Source organism: Streptomyces alfalfae (genome assembly GCF_004127445.1).
In the GTDB taxonomy this organism is placed as follows: domain Bacteria; phylum Actinomycetota; class Actinomycetes; order Streptomycetales; family Streptomycetaceae; genus Streptomyces; species Streptomyces alfalfae.
The window spans coordinates 1-16762 of sequence record NZ_QEXM01000057.1; the positions used below are offsets into that span (position 1 = coordinate 1).

At 72.1% G+C, this 16762-nt stretch carries 17 protein-coding genes; 9 read left to right on the forward strand and 8 right to left on the reverse strand.

The annotated features are described in order from the left end of the window. Nucleotides 1-453: class I SAM-dependent methyltransferase (locus tag DCW30_RS34660; RefSeq protein WP_164992607.1), on the forward strand; the 453-nt coding region annotated here is incomplete at its 5' end. A 246-nt stretch (nt 454-699) separates the two neighbouring features. Here the strand turns inward: DCW30_RS34660 and DCW30_RS34670 are convergent. Both DCW30_RS34670 and DCW30_RS34675 read right to left on the reverse strand, forming a co-directional pair. Then, nucleotides 700-1569: an alpha/beta fold hydrolase gene (locus DCW30_RS34670; RefSeq protein WP_076687846.1), complete on the reverse strand. Its 870-nt coding sequence runs from the start codon at nt 1567-1569 to the stop codon at nt 700-702. A 174-nt stretch (nt 1570-1743) separates the two neighbouring features. Next, complete coding sequence (locus DCW30_RS34675; RefSeq protein ID WP_076687848.1) at nt 1744-3015, reverse strand: GNAT family N-acetyltransferase; 1272 nt, start codon at nt 3013-3015, stop codon at nt 1744-1746. 79 nt (nt 3016-3094) lie between these two features. Here DCW30_RS34675 and DCW30_RS34680 point away from each other — a divergent pair, with 79 nt between their 5' ends. Beyond that, nucleotides 3095-6088 (forward strand): helix-turn-helix transcriptional regulator, encoded by a 2994-nt coding sequence (locus DCW30_RS34680; protein ID WP_162933605.1) that lies wholly within the window; start codon nt 3095-3097, stop codon nt 6086-6088. A 54-nt stretch (nt 6089-6142) separates the two neighbouring features. On the opposite strand, the gene DCW30_RS34685 is transcribed toward DCW30_RS34680, so the two are convergent. Then, nucleotides 6143-6676 (reverse strand): nitroreductase family deazaflavin-dependent oxidoreductase, encoded by a 534-nt coding sequence (locus DCW30_RS34685; protein ID WP_076687852.1) that lies wholly within the window; start codon nt 6674-6676, stop codon nt 6143-6145. Between the two features lie 183 nt (nt 6677-6859). After that, a complete protein-coding gene (locus DCW30_RS34690; RefSeq protein WP_076687854.1) occupies nt 6860-8083 on the reverse strand; it encodes an MFS transporter in 1224 nt (407 codons plus the stop codon). Nucleotides 8084-8232: 149 nt separating this feature from the next. Here DCW30_RS34690 and DCW30_RS34695 point away from each other — a divergent pair, with 149 nt between their 5' ends. Both DCW30_RS34695 and DCW30_RS34700 read left to right on the forward strand, forming a co-directional pair. Further along, nucleotides 8233-8811, forward strand: a complete 579-nt coding sequence (locus tag DCW30_RS34695; RefSeq protein ID WP_076689762.1) for a sugar O-acetyltransferase — start codon at nt 8233-8235, stop codon at nt 8809-8811. A gap of 32 nt (nt 8812-8843) precedes the next feature. After that, nucleotides 8844-9401, forward strand: a complete 558-nt coding sequence (locus DCW30_RS34700) for a TetR/AcrR family transcriptional regulator (protein ID WP_076687856.1) — start codon at nt 8844-8846, stop codon at nt 9399-9401. Nucleotides 9402-9479: 78 nt separating this feature from the next. On the opposite strand, the gene DCW30_RS34705 is transcribed toward DCW30_RS34700, so the two are convergent. After that, on the reverse strand, nt 9480-9821 hold the full coding sequence (locus DCW30_RS34705) for a hypothetical protein (RefSeq protein ID WP_076687858.1): 342 nt from the start codon (nt 9819-9821) through the stop codon (nt 9480-9482). A gap of 104 nt (nt 9822-9925) precedes the next feature. On the opposite strand from DCW30_RS34705, the gene DCW30_RS34710 reads away from it, so the two are divergent. From DCW30_RS34710 to DCW30_RS34720, 3 genes are all read left to right on the forward strand, one after another. Next, nucleotides 9926-10423: a DinB family protein gene (locus DCW30_RS34710; protein WP_076687860.1), complete on the forward strand. Its 498-nt coding sequence runs from the start codon at nt 9926-9928 to the stop codon at nt 10421-10423. A 128-nt stretch (nt 10424-10551) separates the two neighbouring features. Next, nucleotides 10552-11193: a hypothetical protein gene (locus DCW30_RS34715; RefSeq protein ID WP_076687862.1), complete on the forward strand. Its 642-nt coding sequence runs from the start codon at nt 10552-10554 to the stop codon at nt 11191-11193. A 68-nt stretch (nt 11194-11261) separates the two neighbouring features. Continuing rightward, nucleotides 11262-11594, forward strand: coding sequence for a glyoxalase superfamily protein (locus DCW30_RS34720; protein WP_076687864.1), 333 nt, complete (start codon nt 11262-11264; stop codon nt 11592-11594). Between the two features lie 152 nt (nt 11595-11746). On the opposite strand, the gene DCW30_RS34725 is transcribed toward DCW30_RS34720, so the two are convergent. The 3 genes from DCW30_RS34725 to DCW30_RS37775 form a co-directional block, all read right to left on the reverse strand. Beyond that, nucleotides 11747-12787: an NAD(P)/FAD-dependent oxidoreductase gene (locus DCW30_RS34725; RefSeq protein ID WP_076687866.1), complete on the reverse strand. Its 1041-nt coding sequence runs from the start codon at nt 12785-12787 to the stop codon at nt 11747-11749. 227 nt (nt 12788-13014) lie between these two features. Beyond that, the gene (locus tag DCW30_RS34730; RefSeq protein WP_076687868.1) at nt 13015-13884 is read right to left on the reverse strand and encodes an alpha/beta fold hydrolase; all 870 of its coding nucleotides are present in this window, start codon (nt 13882-13884) and stop codon (nt 13015-13017) included. 94 nt (nt 13885-13978) lie between these two features. Beyond that, nucleotides 13979-14614, reverse strand: a complete 636-nt coding sequence (locus DCW30_RS37775; RefSeq protein WP_162933606.1) for a tryptophan 2,3-dioxygenase family protein — start codon at nt 14612-14614, stop codon at nt 13979-13981. 111 nt (nt 14615-14725) lie between these two features. Between DCW30_RS37775 and DCW30_RS34740 the strand changes: the two genes are divergently transcribed. Both DCW30_RS34740 and DCW30_RS34745 read left to right on the forward strand, forming a co-directional pair. Continuing rightward, nucleotides 14726-15970 (forward strand): ABC transporter substrate-binding protein, encoded by a 1245-nt coding sequence (locus DCW30_RS34740; RefSeq protein WP_241743568.1) that lies wholly within the window; start codon nt 14726-14728, stop codon nt 15968-15970. 27 nt (nt 15971-15997) lie between these two features. Next, on the forward strand, nt 15998-16744 hold the full coding sequence (locus DCW30_RS34745; RefSeq protein ID WP_076687874.1) for a maleate cis-trans isomerase family protein: 747 nt from the start codon (nt 15998-16000) through the stop codon (nt 16742-16744). Nucleotides 16745-16762: the final 18 nt, after the last annotated feature.

Sequence of the window (16762 nt, forward strand, 5' to 3'; positions counted from 1 at the left end):
GGCACCGGCCGGGTCATGATCCGGTTGGCGGAGCTCGGGTACGACTGCGTCGGGGTCGACCGCGACGCGTCCATGCTGGCCGTGGCGCGCAGACAGGCGCCGGAACTGCTCTGGGCCCAGGCCGATCTGGCCACGCTCGACCCGGCCGAGCTGCGGATCGCGGCGGACTTCGACCTCGTGGTCGCCGCCGGCAACATCTTCCCGCTCCTCGCGCCCGGCACCGAGGCGGAGGTTGTCAGGCGCTTGGCGGCGACCCTGCGTCCGGGCGGCCTCCTGGTCGCGGGCTTCGGCCTGGACGCGGCCCACCTGCCGGTGCCGCCCACCATCACCCTGCCCGAGTACGACGCCCACTGCGCCGCGGCCGGCCTGACCCTGGCCGACCGCTTCGCGACGTGGGACGCCGACCCCTACCACGGCGGCGGCTACGCCGTCAGCGTCCACCGGGCCCACTGAGACTCACCCGCCCCCGGTGAGCAACACCGCAAGCCGCGGCAGCGCGGTGGACCGCATTGCCACGAACTCCCGGAAGTCGTCATGACTTGAGGCCTCCATCGACCCTCCCCCCTCTTGCCGCCCCTCACGACGCGACGGGTCACCTGCGGCTGTCTCTCGGCGGGTATGAACGTGGGGGCGTCCGAGAGGGCCGCGGGAGGGAGGGGAGGAGGAGAAGGCTGGTGTCTCCGCACCTCGCCCGTGCTTCTACGTGCTCCGCCAGAATTCCCGCAGAGCGGTGACGAGCGCCTCGGGCGCCTCCTCGGCGATGTGGTGCCCGGAGGCGATCGGGCCGCCGGTCGGGCGGTCCACCGCCCAGTCACGCCACACGCTCAGCACGTCACCGTAGAGGTCGGCCATGTCGTCATCGGTCGCCCACAGCACCTGTAGCCGGCAGGTGACGCGTCGGCCGGCGTGCCGGTCGGCATCGTCGTGCTCCCGGTCGACACCGAGACCGGCCCGGTAGTCCTCGCACATGGCGTGCACGGTGGCAGGGTCATGGATCGCGCGTCGATAGTCCTCGTACGCCTCGGCTCCCATCTGCTCGGGTGTGGCCCGGTACCAGGCGTCGGGGTCGGCGTTGATGAGGCGTTCGGCGGGCTTCTCGGTCTGTCCGAGGAAGAACCAGTGCCACCAGCTCGCGGCGAAGGTCGCGTCGCAGCGGCGTAGCGCCTCTCCGAGAGGGACGGCGTCCAGGACGCTGAGGGCGGACACGGCTTCCGGGTGGTCCAGGGCGAGCCGCGTGGCCACGTACGCGCCCCGGTCGTGTCCGACGACGGCGAACCGCTCGTGCCCGAGGCGGCGCATGACGGCGAGGCAGTCACCGGCCATGGCACGCTTGGAGTACGGGCTGTGGCGCTCGTCGGTCGGGGGCTTGTCGGACTCGCCGTAGCCGCGCAGATCCGGGCAGACCACGGTGTGACCGGCCGCCGCCAGCAGCGGGGCGACGCGGTGCCAGGTCGCGTGCGTACGCGGATGGCCGTGCAGGAGGAGCACCGCGGGGCCGCGGCCGCCGTACCGCACTCGTAGACGAACGCCTTCTCCCTCACACCGCGTCAACTCGAAGCCGTCGAACACGCGATCCTCCTACGCCCTGGCCGTCGCGGCTCACCTGCCCCATAACGCCTCGCCCACGCACGACGCCCATGCGTCAGCACTCGTGCGGACGCATGGTGAGGGGCCCCCTCCTAGGGTTCCAGGCGCACAGCCGGAGCGGCGCCGACCAGAAATGGGGGCGCGCCGGTGCGGGCGTCAGAAGGCCGGGAACGCGGCGCCCGAGACATGGAACGGCTCCCGCCGGCCGCGGAACGCGACCGACGCCGCGGCCACCGCGCCGGGGCGCAGCTCCTCGACGCGGCCCGCCGCGGCGAGCGACGCGAGGGTGGGGCCGCCGAGGTAGACCGAGCCGAGTTCGGCGACCGAGAGGCGCAGGTCGGGGCGGACGCCGCGTACGCGTTCGCAGGTGACCGACTCCACGCCGTCCGTGCTGAGCCGGTAGCGGCCGGCGTTCCAGGGGCAGACGTCGTCCTCCACATCGAGGACGACGTCCAGGGCGGTGGCGTAACGGCGGGCGGTGAGTGCCCGGTCCACGTCCACCAGGCGGACCCAGAGGTTGTCGACCACTGTGGCCTGCGTGGGGCGCGGGTCGACCAGGAGGTGTCCGAGCGGCTCGTCGACGGCAGCGTCATAGGTGAGCCGGCTGTGGGCGTCGAGGTTGATCACGAAGTTCCACAGGGCCGCGTACGAGGTGGTGGTGAGGGCGGCCAGTTCGGTGAGCCGCACCGTGTCGCCCCGGGAGCGGTACAGGGCGTAGCCGGTCGCCGCGCCGTCGGGTTCGGTGTGCACCGCGAAGCGCAGAGCCGTGGCACCGTCGCGGAAGAGTTCGACGTCGTCACGCAGGCGGGCGTTCCAGTACTTCTCGGTGCGGTCGACCCAGCCGACGGTCTGCCGACGGGCCTGGTCGTAGACCTTCTCGAACAGCGGACGGGCCGCGGCGGGGGCGAGGAGGCGGATGCTGCCGGAGCCCAAGTCGGTGTCCGGGCGCAGGCGCATGGCCCGTTTGTCGGCGTCGACGGCCGCCAGGTGGCTGGCGACGCCGTAGCCGTAACGGCCGTAGATGGTGGCTTCGGCGGCGTTGAGCGCGGCGATCGGCTCGCCCTGCGAGGCGTGCAGGTCCGTGAGCTGCCGACGCATCATCGAGGTGAGGATGCCGCGGCGTCGGTGCGTGGGAAGGACGGCCACGAGCGTGATGCCCGCCACCGGGACGAGCGCGCCCGGAACCGTCAGCGTGCGGCCGTAGACGGAGACGCCGCCGACGATGTCCGGACCGTCGTACGCGGCGAGCGTCCGCTCCGGCTCGAAGGTGTGGGCGGCGTTGCGCAGGGCCCCGTCCCGCCAGTCCTGGCCGTACGTCGTCGTGACCATGGTCGCCCAGGCGTCGAACTCATGGGCCTCGATGGTGCGCAACGGATGCCGGGGGCGGGGGGAGCGGGGGGAGGCGTGGGGGCGTTCAGTCGTCGTCATGCGTCTACCGTCGCGGGGTAAACACCCCCGCCGCATCCGGCGGGTTCGGTATTTATGGACAGCGTTTATGCTGCTCGTCATGGTGGCGTTTCGGGTGGACCGTGTGGCCAGTCCGGTCTACATCGGCCGGGATGAGGCCCTTGAGACGCTGGCGGCCACGATGCGCACGGCGATCCGGGACGGACCTGCCGTGGCGCTGGTCGCCGGTGAGGCGGGGATCGGGAAGACACGGCTGCTCACCGAATTCACGCGCTCGCTCAACGAGCGGAACGAGCGGAACGAGCGGAACGAGCGGATCGAGCCGGGCCTGCTGAACGAGCCGGTACGTGTCGTCGAAGGCGCCTGCACGGAGTTCGCGAGCTCCGGGGGAGAAGGCTTCGCGTACGCCCCGTTCGTCGCGGTGCTGCGCCGGCTGGCCAAGGACGGAGCCGCCACGGCGAGCGCCCGTGAGTACCGGGAACTGACGCGCTGGTTCCCCGGGTTGGGCGAGCCGAGCGCGCCGGACGCCGGGGAGCGCCGTCCGCGTACGGACATCGGAAGACCTCACCCGCACACGGACCCCGGAGGACCTCACCCGCACACGGGCCCCGGAGGACCTCACCCGCACACGGGCCCCGGAGGACCTCACCCGCACACGGGCTCCGGAGGACCTCACCCGCACACGGACACCGGAAAGCACCGCCTGTACGAGGAAGTGCTCGCGCTCATCGAGGAGGCCGCCGCTCGGCGCCCGCTCATGGTGATCGTCGAGGATCTGCACTGGGCGGACGCGGCCTCCCGCGAACTGTTCGCCTTCCTCGCCCGTAACCTGACACAGCCGGGCATCCTGCTGGTCACCACCTACCGGCCGGACGCGACGCGGATCAATCACCTGGACCCGCTGCTGACCGAGTTGGTCCGCGGCCCGCGCACCACCACCCTGCGCCTGCCCCGACTCGGCCGTAACGACGTCGGACGGCAGCTCGCGGCGATCCTCGGCGCGGTGCCGGACGGCCCCACCCTCGACCACGTGTACCGGCGCAGCGACGGCAACCCCCTGTTCGTCGAGGCGCTCGCCCACGCGGAGGAGGGGACCCCGGACAGCCTGCGCGAGCTGCTCCTGCAAGCTCCGCGCGCACTGCCCGCCCCGGCCCGCCGCCTGCTCGGCCTGGCCTCCGCCGGAGGCAGCCGGATCGCGCACCGCCTGCTGGAGGAGCTGGCCGACGAGAGCGGCGACGGTCTGGACGCCCTGATCCGGGTCCTGGTCGACCACGGGCTGCTGGTCCCGGACGGCGACGGCTACACGTTCCGGCACGCGCTCATACGCCACGCCGTGTACGAGGACCTGCTGCCCGGTGAGCGCGCCCGGCTGCACGCCCGGTACGCCGAAGCCCTGAGCACCGGCGACGCCTACGCCGAACTGGCCGCGCACGCCGCAGCGGCCGGCGATCACGCGTCCACCCTCGTCGCCGCGTACCGGGCGGCGGGCCAGGCGCGGCGCTCCTACGCGTACCAGGACCAGGTCCAGATGCTGGAACGCGTCATCGACTGGTGGGATCGCACCCCCGACGCGGGCGCGCGGGCGGGCGTGGATCTGGGGGGCGTCCGCACCGAGGCGGCCGAAGCATGCATGTTCAGCGGGGACTACGAGCGCGGCGTCGAGCACGCCACCGCCGGTCTCGCCCTCCTCGACGAGCACCGCGCCCCCGAGCGTGTCGCTCTGCTCCTGGAACACCGGGGCAGGCTGCTGCACCGCTTGAACTCCATCGGCACCCCCGACTTCGAACGAGCCCTGCGTCTGCTGCCCGACGATCCCGACGACACCCAGCGCGGCAGGGTGCTCGGAGTACTGGCCATGGGGTTGCTCCCGGGTTCCGCCACGGGGCAGCGGGCGTTCGACGAGGCGCTGCGCGTCGGGCGGCGCACCGGCGACGCCACCGTCACCGTGCGCGGTCTGCTGGGCCGCGGCGCCCGCCACCGCGATCTCGACGCGCTGGTGGAGGCGAGCGCCCTCGCCGAACGGCTGGAGGGGTACGACCTCCTGTTGACCGTGCCGATGTACGAGGCCACGCTGCACACCCGCGACGGTGAGTACCGGCGCGCGATCGACACGGCACTCGCCGCCGCCCGGCGTGCCCGCAGGTTCGGCCTCGGCCTCAGCAGAGGCGCCGCGCTCACCTCCTACGCCGTACGCGCACTGATCCTGACCGGTGAGTGGGAGCGGGCGACCGCGCTCCTCGACGAGGCGCTGACCCAGAGCCCGCCTCCCGTACAGGACCAGGTCCTACGCTCCATGGCCGGTCAACTGGCCCTGATGCGCGGAGATCTGCGGGCGGCGGAGGCCGCGCTCGTCGAGACCGAGGACGCCCCGCACGACGTCTCCATGTACCACCAGTACCGGTGGCGGCCCCTGCTCGCCCTCGCCCAGGGCGACCCGGAACGCGCCGACCGACTGCTGGGGCGCGCCCTCGCCGACCCGGGCCTCGCCGAACTGCACGGCGTCGACTCCCTCCCCGTGCTGATCACCGGGGCGCTGGTGCAGCGGGCCCGCGGCGACGCGCACGGCCCCGCGGTCACCGCTCGGCGTACCGAACTGGCCGCCATGGGCCGCGTCTTCGGTGTCGGGGACGACGGGGCGTACGACCAGGCACTCCGCATGTGCCTGCACGCACTGCTCGACGACACCGGCTGGGACGAGGTGATCGCCGCGTGGCGGGAGCTGGGCCAGCCCTATGAACTGGCGCAGAGCCTGCTGTACGGCGGGCAGGCCGCGCTCCTGGGCGGAGACCGCGACGGTGGGCGGACCCTGCTGGACGAGGCGGCGAAACTGGCCGCCACGCTCGGCGCGGCCCCCCTCACCCGCGAGATCGCCCTGGCCGCGGGCCCCGCCCCGGGCACGGGCGGCCTCACCCCGCGCCAACACGATGTGCTCGCCCTCATCGCCGAGGGCCTGAGCAACCGCCGCATCGCCGAACGCCTCCACATCTCGCCCAGCACGGCAGGCGTCCACGTCTCCCACATCCTGGCGAAACTCGGCGCGACGACGCGCACGGAGGCGGCGGCCATCGCCCACCGCAACGGCCTCGCACGCTAGGGCGGTTCGCCACGAGCGCACGCGCCGCGTCGATCTGCCGCACATGGGTGTGCGTCAATGCCGGCGCAGAGACCGACCGGCAGTGTCTTCCCTTCGTACGACTTCCAGACGTACGAAGGGAATGTGCCGACCGGCTCGCCGGTAGGAGCCGAGGGTGCCGTCGTCCTCGAAGCCCATGAAGGCGCACAGACGGCGTGCCGTGCGGGGGTGGGCGCGGGCGTAGCGGGCCATGATCTCGCCGCCCTCGTCCGCGTCCAGGAAGTGGGCGGCGACGGCGTATCGGCGGTCGCGGAACTGGATGCGGGCCCGCGGCGTGGCGCGCAGGTTCTGGTACCAGGCGGCCTTGGGTCCGAAGCCGGAGGCCAGGATCCAGGTGCCCTGCTCCGCGTCGTGGGCGATGACCTCCAGGACCACCCGGCGGTCGAGGCCGCTGGTGCGGCCGGTGTGGTGCAGCAACAGCAGGCGTCCCCCGAGAACCGGGCCGAGGCCGACCCGGTAGAGGCCGATGGGCAGCCGTGCCAGAAGCCGCCGCCACCCACGCGGCAGAGGCGGACGCCGGGACCGGCCGTGCTGCGGTGCTGTCGTCACGTCGCCACCTCGGGGGCCTCGGGGACACTGCGGAGACGCTTCGGGTGCGCGCGGAACCGGACGTGCGGCGGTGGCCGGCCCGCCCCCGGGCCCGGCGATTTTCGCACAGTCGATGCCGAGAGGGCAGGCGGCGTCGGGGTGTCCGGGGCCTGCCCCGGCTCCGGAAGGCGAGCAGCGGCGAGGTCAGCTCGACATGGGCTGCGCCTTCGTGTCTGCGGCCGTTTCGGCGCGACCGCCGGAGCCGAGAACTCCCGCCAGCGCGGAAGCGACGACCAGCAGGGCGAGGACGACGGTCATCGTGAGGCGGAGCCCGATGTGGTCGGCGAGGAAGCCGAGGGCGGGCGGGCCGACGAGGAAGGCGACGTATCCCGCGGTGGCGACGGCGCCGACGCGCTCCGCCGCGTCGTGCGGGTGGTCGCCCGCCGCCGACAGGGTGACGGGGAAGCCGAGCGACGTGCCCAGCCCCCACAGCACCGTGGCGGCGCCCGCCATGAGCGGGCTGGGCGAGACGATCACCACCACCAGACCCAGGGAGGCGGTCACGGCGCTGATCCGGACGACCTGGGTCCGGCCGAAGCGCTCCAGGAGGGGACCGCCCGCGAATCGGCCCAGCGTCATTGAGGCGGCGAAGGCCAGGAAGGTCAGCGATCCCGCGGTGGCGCTGACGTGGTAGCCGTCGACCATGAGCAGCGGCAGCCAGTCGTTGGCGGCGCCTTCCCCGAAGGCCATGGCCAGCACGATCACCCCGATGAGGAGGAGCCGCCGGTCCCGCCACACGCGCAGGTGTCCTGGCCCGCCGCTCCGCCGGGGGGAGTCGTCGTCCCCGGCGGTCTTCTTGCCCGTACCGTGCGGGAGCGACAGGACGGCCCGTACGGCGACGGCGGCGATGAGGGCCGCGACGGCCGTCAGATGCCATCCGACCGGAAACGCGACGGCCGTCAGCGCCATGCCCAGCAGCGCCCCGACGACGGTGCCCAGGCTGAAGCAGCCGTGCAGCACCGGCAGGACGGGCCGGCCGATGATGCTCTCGACAGCCGCTCCCTCGATGTTGAACGCGACCTCGGCGATCCCCAAACCGCCGCCGAACAGGGCCAGTCCGCAGAAGACCCCGGCCGCCAGCGACAGACTCGCGCCGGCCGCGACGACCAGCAGCCCCGCGACGACCAGCGCCGCACCCGCGCTGATCGTCACCCGGCCCCCACAACGGCGTACGAGAGGGCCGGAGGCCGTGACGCCGGCCATCGAGCCGGTCGAAAGACCGAACAGCACCAGGCCCATCACGCCGGTGGACACGTCGAGACCGTCCCTGACCGCCGGGGTGCGTGCCACCCACGAGGCCATGCCGGTACCGGCGGCGAGCATGAAGAGGAAGAGAGCGGCACGCCAGCGGCGTATAGCGGCATCCATGACAGCGGGGCCTCAGCAGACGGATCGAGGACGGACACGAAGAGAAGCAAGAGCGATCGGGAGCAGACGGAGAGCGGACAGGGCAGAACGCAGTGGTCGGCCGAGACAAGGAGCGTACGACCGTACGCTCCGAGTGTACGATCGTACCCATGACCGACTACTTCGCGGGAGACCCCCGTACGAACCACGAGCGGATGCTCGCCGGAGACCTCTACATCGCCGACGACCCCGACATCGCGCAGGCCCAGCGGCGGGCCGTGCGCCTCGCCGCCCAGTACCTGGCCGCCTACGCCGAGGACCCCGACGCCGCCCGGCCGGTCGTCGCCGAACTGCTCGGCGGCCTCGGCGCCGGGGCCCACATCCGGCCGCCGCTGTTCGTGGACTACGGCTCGTACATCACGGTCGGCGAGGACACGTTCATCAACTACAACCTCACCGCCCTGGACGTGGCCCCCATCACCATCGGCCGCGACTGCCAGATCGGGCCGAACGTCCAGCTGCTCACCCCCACCCACCCGGTGGAGCCGGAGCCGCGCCGGGACAAGCTGGAGGCCGCAGGGCCGATCACGATCGGCGACAATGTCTGGCTGGGCGGTGGCGCGATCGTGCTGGCCGGGGTGACCATCGGGGACAACAGCGTCATCGGCGCCGGAGCCGTGGTCACCAAGGACGTACCCGCCCATGTGGTCGCGGTGGGCAACCCGGCCCGGGTGATCCGCTCGATCTAGCAGTTCCCTACAGAGAGAAGCAAGGAAGCACCGTGGCGACCGGACGGAACGACCCCGAGCGGCGGGAACGCATCATCACCGCCGCGCTCGACCTCATCGCGGAGGAGGGGGTCGCCGGGACCTCGCACCGCAAGGTCGCCGCCCGCGCCGGTGTGCCGCTCGGCTCGATGACGTACCACTTCGGCGGCATGGAGGAACTGCTGCGCGAGGCGTTCACCCGCTTCTCCAGCGGTATCGTCGCCGTGTTCGAGGAGCACCTCGGCGCCGCCTCCACCGCCGACGAGGCCCGGACGGCGGTGGCCGATCTGGTCCACCATCTGTCCGGCGGCAACCAGCGCGAACTCGTCCTCACCCACGAGCTGTACACGCTCGCCGCCCGCGAGCCCGCCTACCGCGAGCTGACCCGGGAGTGGATGCGCCGCAGCCGCGTCGCCCTGGAGCGTCACTTCGACCCGGCGACGGCCCGCCAGCTCGACGCGATGATCGAGGGCCTGTCCATCCACCGCGCCCTGGAAACCGAACCCCACGACCGGGCACTGACCGTCGAGGCGATCGCCCGCATCACCCGGAGGGACGGCGAGGGTTCCTGACGACCGGTGCCCCTGACGACGACTGCTGTGGTGCTGCGGGCACGCCTCGTCCGCGGGTTGGACCCTCCTGGAACCCTCCTACAGGCGTCGATTCAGGACGGCCGTGAGCCCCGACATCGCCACAGCGGCCAGGGCGAAACAGCCACAGATGAAGCTGACGGTGTGGACCCATGGGGCGGGCCTGCCGAGCAGCGAGGCGGAGAACGGCAACCCCGCGCCGAGCGCAGCCGACCCCGCGGCGAGCAACCACGTGCCGGGGGTGAACGCCGCCCAGGCGTCACCCGAGGCCGCGGACCGCGCGACACGAAGGAGGACCCGCCCGGCGAGCACGATGCAGACGACCGGCGCGACGGCGGCCACCCCCAACAAGAACACCACGGGCAGAACCCAGACACCGGCATCTTCGGACGAGAGGATCATGCCTGCATGACCGACTGAGCAGGGGGAAGGTTGCGCTGCTCGGGGCGGTGGAACGGTCACGTGACCGATGGGCCGTTGTCAGACCCGGCTGCTACGTTCCGCGCATGACCAAGGATGTGCCGTTCACCGGCAGCGAGAAGCAGAGCCTGCACGCCAGTCTCGACCGGCACCGCGACGCCGTGCTCTGGAAGCTCGATGGACTGGACGGCGATGCCTTGCGGCGGCCGATGACTCCGTCGGGGACGAACCTGCTGGGCCTGGTGAAACATCTGGCGGCCGTCGAGTACGGGTGGTTCTGCACGACGTTCGGGCGCGAGGCCGAGCCGTTCTGGTTCGATCCCTCCACCGAAGACATGCACGTGGCCGCGGAGGAGACCACGACCCAGATAGTGGAGTTCTACGGGCGGGCTCGGGCAGCCGCAGACGCGGCGATCGCCGAGCTGGACCTCGACGACCTGGGGACGTCCTGGAACGGCAAAACGGTGTCCTTACGCTGGGTCCTCATCCATATGCTAGAGGACACCGTCCGGCACGCGGGTCATATGGACATCGTGCGTGAACTCCTCGACGGCACCACGGGAGACCATCCGCGGACGTCTTGAGCGCGGTCACTCACCTCGTGGCGCACACCGGTACGCTCGCGGCATGATCAGCCCCAACCATTCGACCGGTACGGGCACTTGCCTGCCGCCGGACCGGAACTCCGCGCCACGTCGGTGGGAGTCCCGTCGTGGGTGAACCGCATCCGCTCCTCGCCTTCTTCCTGGACGCCGCCGACAACCGCTTCCCGCCGACCGACGGCCGCGTGACGGTGTTGCCGCCCCTGCCGGCGGGCCTCGAATGCTCGGTCGCCTTTACGGGGCACGCCGTCGTCGCCACGGCCCTGACCGACGAGGCCGTGCATGCCCAGAGCCCGGACGGATTCGGGGAGTCGCTGTCCGCGGACTTCCTGCGTCACCTCGCCGGGCCCACGGGCTGGATCGACGTCATCGACGCCACGCTCACGGCCCGCGGCGCCGGTGGTCCTCCGCGCTTGGCGCAGCTGACCGATGCCGACGACCATCCACGCGTCCGCCACGCCCGACGGCTGCGGAGCAACGTCCGGGTCCACGGTGACGAACGAGGCCTCATCACTCTGGCCGACGGCCTCGCGGGGCGGCGTGAGGTGAGCATCGAACTCCATCGCACCCAGGACAGCAGCCGAGGGTACGGACGGTCGCTCCTCTCCGACGCCCTCTCGCTGGTCCCGGAAGGCGAACCGGTCTTCGCCGCCGTCTCCCCGGGCAACGCCCGCTCCCTGCGCGCCTTCCTCGCCTGCGGTTTCACCCCCATCGGCAGCGAGGTTCTCCTGAGCCCGGAACGGCGGGGGTGACCAGCCTCGGCCTCGCGGGCTCGCCCGTGCCGGCTCTCCGGCTGGAACCAGTCTGAGACGATGGCGCCATGGACGAGGAAGTCATTCCCATTCTTCGCGTCGAGGACGCCGCGGCGGCTGTCGCGTGGTACGAGCGACTGGGCTTCGCCAAGCAGTGGGAACACCGCTTCGAACCGGGCCTTCCCGCGTTCGTCGAGGTCGCCCGGGGCGGGGTGCGGTTGTTCCTGTCGGAGCACGAGGGCGACGCCCGCCCCGACACTCTGGTCTACCTCCGCGTTCGTGATGTCGAGGCCGTCGCCTCCGAGTTCGGAGCGCAGGTCAATGACGCTCCCTGGGCGCGCGAGATCGAACTGCGCGACCCTGACGGCAACCGGCTTCGGATCGGCACACCGACGCCATGACCTTCCCCGGTGGCTCAGGGGTGGGCGCCCGCCCTGGCCCGGCAAGGCCTGGGCGGTGTCCGCGATCGTCGCGACGGCTGCCGCATGGATGGTGCGGGGACGCGGAAACAGGGACGGTTCGTCTTCGGGACGGCCGACTCCAGGCTGTGACGTCAGTGGGCGCGTGGGCGGCAGCGCCGTAGCTCGGGGGCCGGCCTGCCGGTCACCAGTTCGTCCGCGATGAGCCGTCCGGCCGTGGGCGCCAGGTTGATGGCGGAGTGCATGACCGCGAGATAGAGGGATCGGTCCGAGGTCGCGTACCCGATGACGGGTCCGTGCGCGGGCATGGGGCGTCTGCCGGTGTGATGGCCCAGCAGTCGGCACCGGCCGCTGCCCCGGAACGTCGTCGTCAGATGCTGGAATGCTTCCCGCACTGCCTGCTCGACCGATGTCGGAGCGCCTGCCCGGTGCGGCACGACCATCAAGAGTTCTCCGTCGCGGACCTCCCGGACCTCGAAGTGAGGGCTGTCCACGATGGTCTTGACCAGGCCGGGCGGTGCGGACACCCGCGCGAGGGTGGCGGGTGAGGCGGCAATGGCCAGGCCGGTCGCCAGCGGTTCGCACAGCTCGGGGACGTTGGTGCCGGCGGCGAGCACGACGGTGGCGGCGGCGTGGGGCCCGGTCGACGACAGCACTCCCTCGACGCGCCCGTCGGCCAGCCGCAAGGAGCTGACCTCGGTGTCGTACAGCACGGTGGCTCCATGCGCGGCCGCGGCGTCGACGAGTGCGCGGGTCAGGGCCGTGGGGTCGACCCCCGCGTCGCTCGGAGTGTGGACGGCCTGGGAGGGTGGGCGTCGGAGACCGGGCTCCAGAGCTGCGATCTCACTGCGGCCGACACGGAACCGGCCTGCCCCCGGCCGGGAGTTCTCGGTCGTCGCCCGGGTCCAGGACAGTGAGCCGGTCCGACGGACGGTGAGATGGGGCAGCTCGCTTTCGAGACGCCGGTAGTCCGCGAGGACGTACTCACGGAGGTCCTGGGCCCCGCCGGGCCAGTGACCTCCCGCGCTGCCGATCCAGGCGAAGGCGTCCGCGGTGGTTCCCGTGGCTGGTGCGGGGCCTTGCTCCAGCAGCGTGACCGGGACGCCCCGACGGGCCAGGTGGTAGGCCACGGAGGAGCCGACGATGCCCGCACCGACAACGACAACGGTTGACATGAGGTCCTTCGCGCTGGGTCGACGACCGTTCTGAACGTGGCTGCGGCCGCAGCCACGGAAACACCGTCGTGCCGCGGCCGGGACGGCGCAACGGGTTTTCCGCGACTCGGCGCGCTCTGCGGCCCCGACCGCGTTCGGCGGGCACCCCATGCCGGGCACCCCATGTCGGACACCTCATGCCAGACAGCGGACGCCGGATGCCGGTGTCCGCACGGTCAACAGGCGGTCTATGAGGCCCCGTCAAGTACCTGACGCAGTCGCTGCGCGAACTCGTCCGGCTTGCCCGGGTATCCGAAATCCCCGTCGCAGAACCCGCCGTGGTGGCTCGGGAACACGGATACCCGCTGTCCGAGCAGTTCGGCGGTCGCGACGGAGGTGCGTCCGGTCTGGAGGTTCTCGGACTCCTCGCCCACGGCGATCACGACGCGGGTCGGCGCGGCGGCGATCGCCTCGGCGTCCGGACGGTAGCTGCTGACGGCCCACGACCGGTCGGACAGCAGCGGATCGTCACGTGAGCCGTCGTCCTCCGTGGGCATCCCGAACGCGGCGGGGTCGGCCTCCGGCTGTGCGAAGTACGCGTCGGTGAACTCACCCTGCCACGAGGTCATGGCCACGAACGCCGCCATCCCGGCTCCCCACCCCCGCTTCTCGTAGGCGTCCCGGACGCCGGCCCGCGCCCGCACGGCCGCCGGGCCGTCCGGCGTGAGGGTGATGAGCGGCGGCTCGTGCGCGACCAGAGTGGTCACGTCCGCCGGGTACTTCGCCACGACCGCGAGCGCGGTGATCGCTCCACCACTGCTGGCGAACATCTCGACCGGCCCGACCCCGAGCGCCTCGACGACGGCGTGCACGTCGTCGGCCTGGGTCTGCGGCGTGTGGTCGACCCGTCCGTCCTTACGGGTGCTGCGGCCGAGCCCGCGCGGGTCATAGGTCACCACGGTCCGCTCGGGGAAGCGCGCGGCCAGCGCGGCGAAGCCGGAGGCGTCCATGGGCTGCCCGATCATGAACAACGGCGGGCGGCCATCTGCGGCCGGCAGCGGCCCACGAACGTCATGGACCAGGTCCGCGCCGGCTGTCTCAAGTGTGTGAGTCTTCATACCGGTGCAGACCGGCTCCGTCCCGGAAACTCATCGGTGCGGCGTGAGCCACTTTCCGCAATGGGCTGTTGCTCTCCTGCGTCGCTGTCGCTGACTACTCGTGCGGTGGCAGGTCGATCCGGGAGCGCAGGTACGACAGTCCGGAGGTTCCGCCGGTTCCGGGGCGGTCGCCGATCATCCGCTCGACGAGCAGCAGATGCCGTGTCCGCCAGCGGGTGACCGCCGCCCGCAGGGCCCACAGCGCATCGGCCACCTCCCGGTCTTCCGCCTCGTGCGCGCCACCCGCATCCACCTCCGCACCGGCACCCGCATCGGCCTCCGCAGAGTTCGCCTCGCGCGCCGGACGGCAGTCCAGCGCGGCGATGCGCCGGAACAGTTCCGCGAACTGGCTCGACTGCGCCGCGCTGGCGTTCTCGAGCAGCGGGCGGAAAGAGGCGAAGGCTCCGGGGTCGAGGCGTTCGAGGAGTGCGAGGTGTGCCTCGAGCATGTCCATGAGCGCCGTGACCCGGCGCAGGGAACCGGCCGCAGCCGCCGGCCTGCCGCAACGCGCGAGTCGCGAGACTTCCCGCAGATCCACCAGGGCCTGGCTCACCAGCACCTCGGCCGACTGGTGCACGGTGATGAAGAAGTGCTCGTCCGCCCACTGACCCGGCTGCCTGTCGGGCGTACGCGGCCGCTGGAGGCCGAGGAGATCGGGGAGTCGTAGATAGCAGGCGTAGGGCGTCTCCATGGGCTCGATCATGGACGCCGGCAGCGACCGCTACCGGTGTCGCGCCCCGTAGCGCGCCCGGATCACTCGATCGGCGCTCTTGCTTCCTCGGCCCGTGGGGGAGCCATAGCTGTGCGTCAGCGGCGGTTCCTGACCGAAGCCCTCGTAGGGAGCATGATGAGCGAGTTCAGCGACGGGCGGGAGCGCGTCCTCACGGTGGGGGTGGCCGTCGCCCGTTCGGGGCGGTTGGCGAACCTCGGGGATCCGTTGGACTTCGCCATGACCCTGATGGAAGAGAAACTGGCCGGAGCGGGCTCGGTCGGCCACCGGATCCGGCTGGCGAGCCGGGACACCCGCTCCAGCGCCGAGGGAGCCCGGCAGGCGGTGGACGAACTCGTCCGGGACGAGGACGCCAAGATCATTCTGACGCTGGCCGGCACACGAGTGCTGCCGGCGGTCGCGGACGCGTGCGAGGCGGTCGGGGTCCCCTGCCTGTCCAGCGCCTTCCCCTGGCAGGTCTACTACTACGGCCGCGGAGCGGACGACAACCGCCCCTTCGACTGGACGTACCACTTCTGCTGGGGCCTCGACGACATCGCGCACACCTTCGCCGACCTCTGGGAACGGGTGGACGGCCGCAAGCACACGGTCGGGTGCCTGTGGAACGACGGCCCGCAGGGCACCTGGTCCCGGCACCCGGAGCACGGCTTCGCACCCGCGGCCCGCGCCCGCGGACACGATCTCCTGCAACCGGAGCCGTACCGGGAACCGGCCACCGCGCTCGACGCACACGTCACGGCGTTCCGTGACGCCGAGGCCGACATCGTCACCAGCGCCGCCACCGGCCAGGACCTGGCACTGTTCCGAGCCCAGGCCGCCGAGAGCGGCTGGCGGCCCCGCCTGATCACCTGTTCACGCTGGCTGGCCTACCCGCCGTCGGTCACCAGCACCGGCGGGCAGCCGGCCCAGGCGGGCGTCGGAACGCTCGCCTACTGGACACCAGCCCACCCCTACGTCTCGTCCCTCGACGGCATGACCGCCGCCGAACTGGCCGAAGCGTACGAGCAGCGCACCGGACGCCAGTGGCTGCAGCCGCTCGGGCTGGCCTACGCCCTGTTCGAAGTGGCGGCGCACGCGCTGACCACCGCCGATGACCCGACCGACCGTCGTTCCCTCGCCGTCGCCCTGGGCAGCAGCCGACTGAGGACCATCGTCGGTGTGCTCGACTGGACCGCGGGTCCGGTGGCCAACGTCGCCACTGTTCCGCTGGCCGGCGGACAGTGGCAGGAGGGCACTCGCCATGACTACGAACTCGCCGTGGTGACCAGCGGCCAGGTCGACGGGCTCCCCGTCGGCGGCGACCTCATCTCCGGCTGAGGACAGCGTCCCGTTAGCCTGGTCGGCATGCCCCCACGGAGCCCGGGTCCCGCGACCGGACGACATGTCGGCGTGGTCGCCTCCTTCGATTTCCTGCGTGAGGAGGAGTTCCGGCGATGGTTGCCGCCGAGTGTGCGGTGCACGGTGACCCTCACCGGGGAGGTGCCCTACCGGGACAATCTGGAGCTCGTCTCCCGCCTCGGCAGGCCAGACGTGCTGGCAGAGCCTGTCCGCGAACTCGTGGGACGCGGGGCGGAGACGGTGGGGTATCTGTGCACCGCGTGCAGCTTCGCCGACGGGGTGGCCGGCGAGCGGGCGTTGCGGGATGCGATGACTGACTTCGGCGCGCGGCAGGCGCTGACGACCAGTGGCGCGGTCACCGAGGCCCTGCGCGCCGTGGGCGCCCGCCGACTGGCCGTGGTGCATCCCTACCAGGAACCGGTGGACCGTCTGCTCGCCGCCTACCTGGAGGCCTGCGGATTCGACGTCGTGGCCCTCACACCGCTGGGCCTCGACGCGGTCGAGGACGTCTACGCCGCGGACGAGCAGCGGGTAGCGGACACGGTCGTGCGCGGAGACCACGCCGAGGCGGACGCGCTGTTCATCAGCTGCACCGCCCTGCCCACCTACGACCTCCTTGCCCGCCTCGAAGAACGTCTCGGCAAAGCCGTCGTCAGCGCCAACCAAGCCACCGCCTGGGCGCTGCTGCGTGCCGTGGGGGAGCAGGCCTGCGGCCCACGGCAGCGGCTTCTGTGCCGAGGCGCCGCCGACTGAGGAGGGCGCCGCGGTGTC

Excerpts from the sequence above, each read along its gene's own strand:
- DCW30_RS34675 (WP_076687848.1), bottom strand. The coding sequence starts at position 3,015 with ATGACGACGACTGAACGCCCCCACGCCTCCCCCCGCTCCCCCCGCCCC.
- DCW30_RS34680 (WP_162933605.1), top strand. The coding sequence starts at position 3,095 with ATGGTGGCGTTTCGGGTGGACCGTGTGGCCAGTCCGGTCTACATCGGC.
- DCW30_RS34690 (WP_076687854.1), bottom strand. The coding sequence starts at position 8,083 with ATGGATGCCGCTATACGCCGCTGGCGTGCCGCTCTCTTCCTCTTCATG.
- DCW30_RS34695 (WP_076689762.1), top strand. The coding sequence starts at position 8,233 with ATGACCGACTACTTCGCGGGAGACCCCCGTACGAACCACGAGCGGATG.
- DCW30_RS34705 (WP_076687858.1), bottom strand. The coding sequence starts at position 9,821 with ATGATCCTCTCGTCCGAAGATGCCGGTGTCTGGGTTCTGCCCGTGGTG.
- DCW30_RS34710 (WP_076687860.1), top strand. The coding sequence starts at position 9,926 with ATGACCAAGGATGTGCCGTTCACCGGCAGCGAGAAGCAGAGCCTGCAC.
- DCW30_RS34720 (WP_076687864.1), top strand. The coding sequence starts at position 11,262 with ATGGACGAGGAAGTCATTCCCATTCTTCGCGTCGAGGACGCCGCGGCG.
- DCW30_RS34725 (WP_076687866.1), bottom strand. The coding sequence starts at position 12,787 with ATGTCAACCGTTGTCGTTGTCGGTGCGGGCATCGTCGGCTCCTCCGTG.
- DCW30_RS34730 (WP_076687868.1), bottom strand. The coding sequence starts at position 13,884 with ATGAAGACTCACACACTTGAGACAGCCGGCGCGGACCTGGTCCATGAC.
- DCW30_RS37775 (WP_162933606.1), bottom strand. The coding sequence starts at position 14,614 with ATGGAGACGCCCTACGCCTGCTATCTACGACTCCCCGATCTCCTCGGC.
- DCW30_RS34745 (WP_076687874.1), top strand. The coding sequence starts at position 15,998 with ATGCCCCCACGGAGCCCGGGTCCCGCGACCGGACGACATGTCGGCGTG.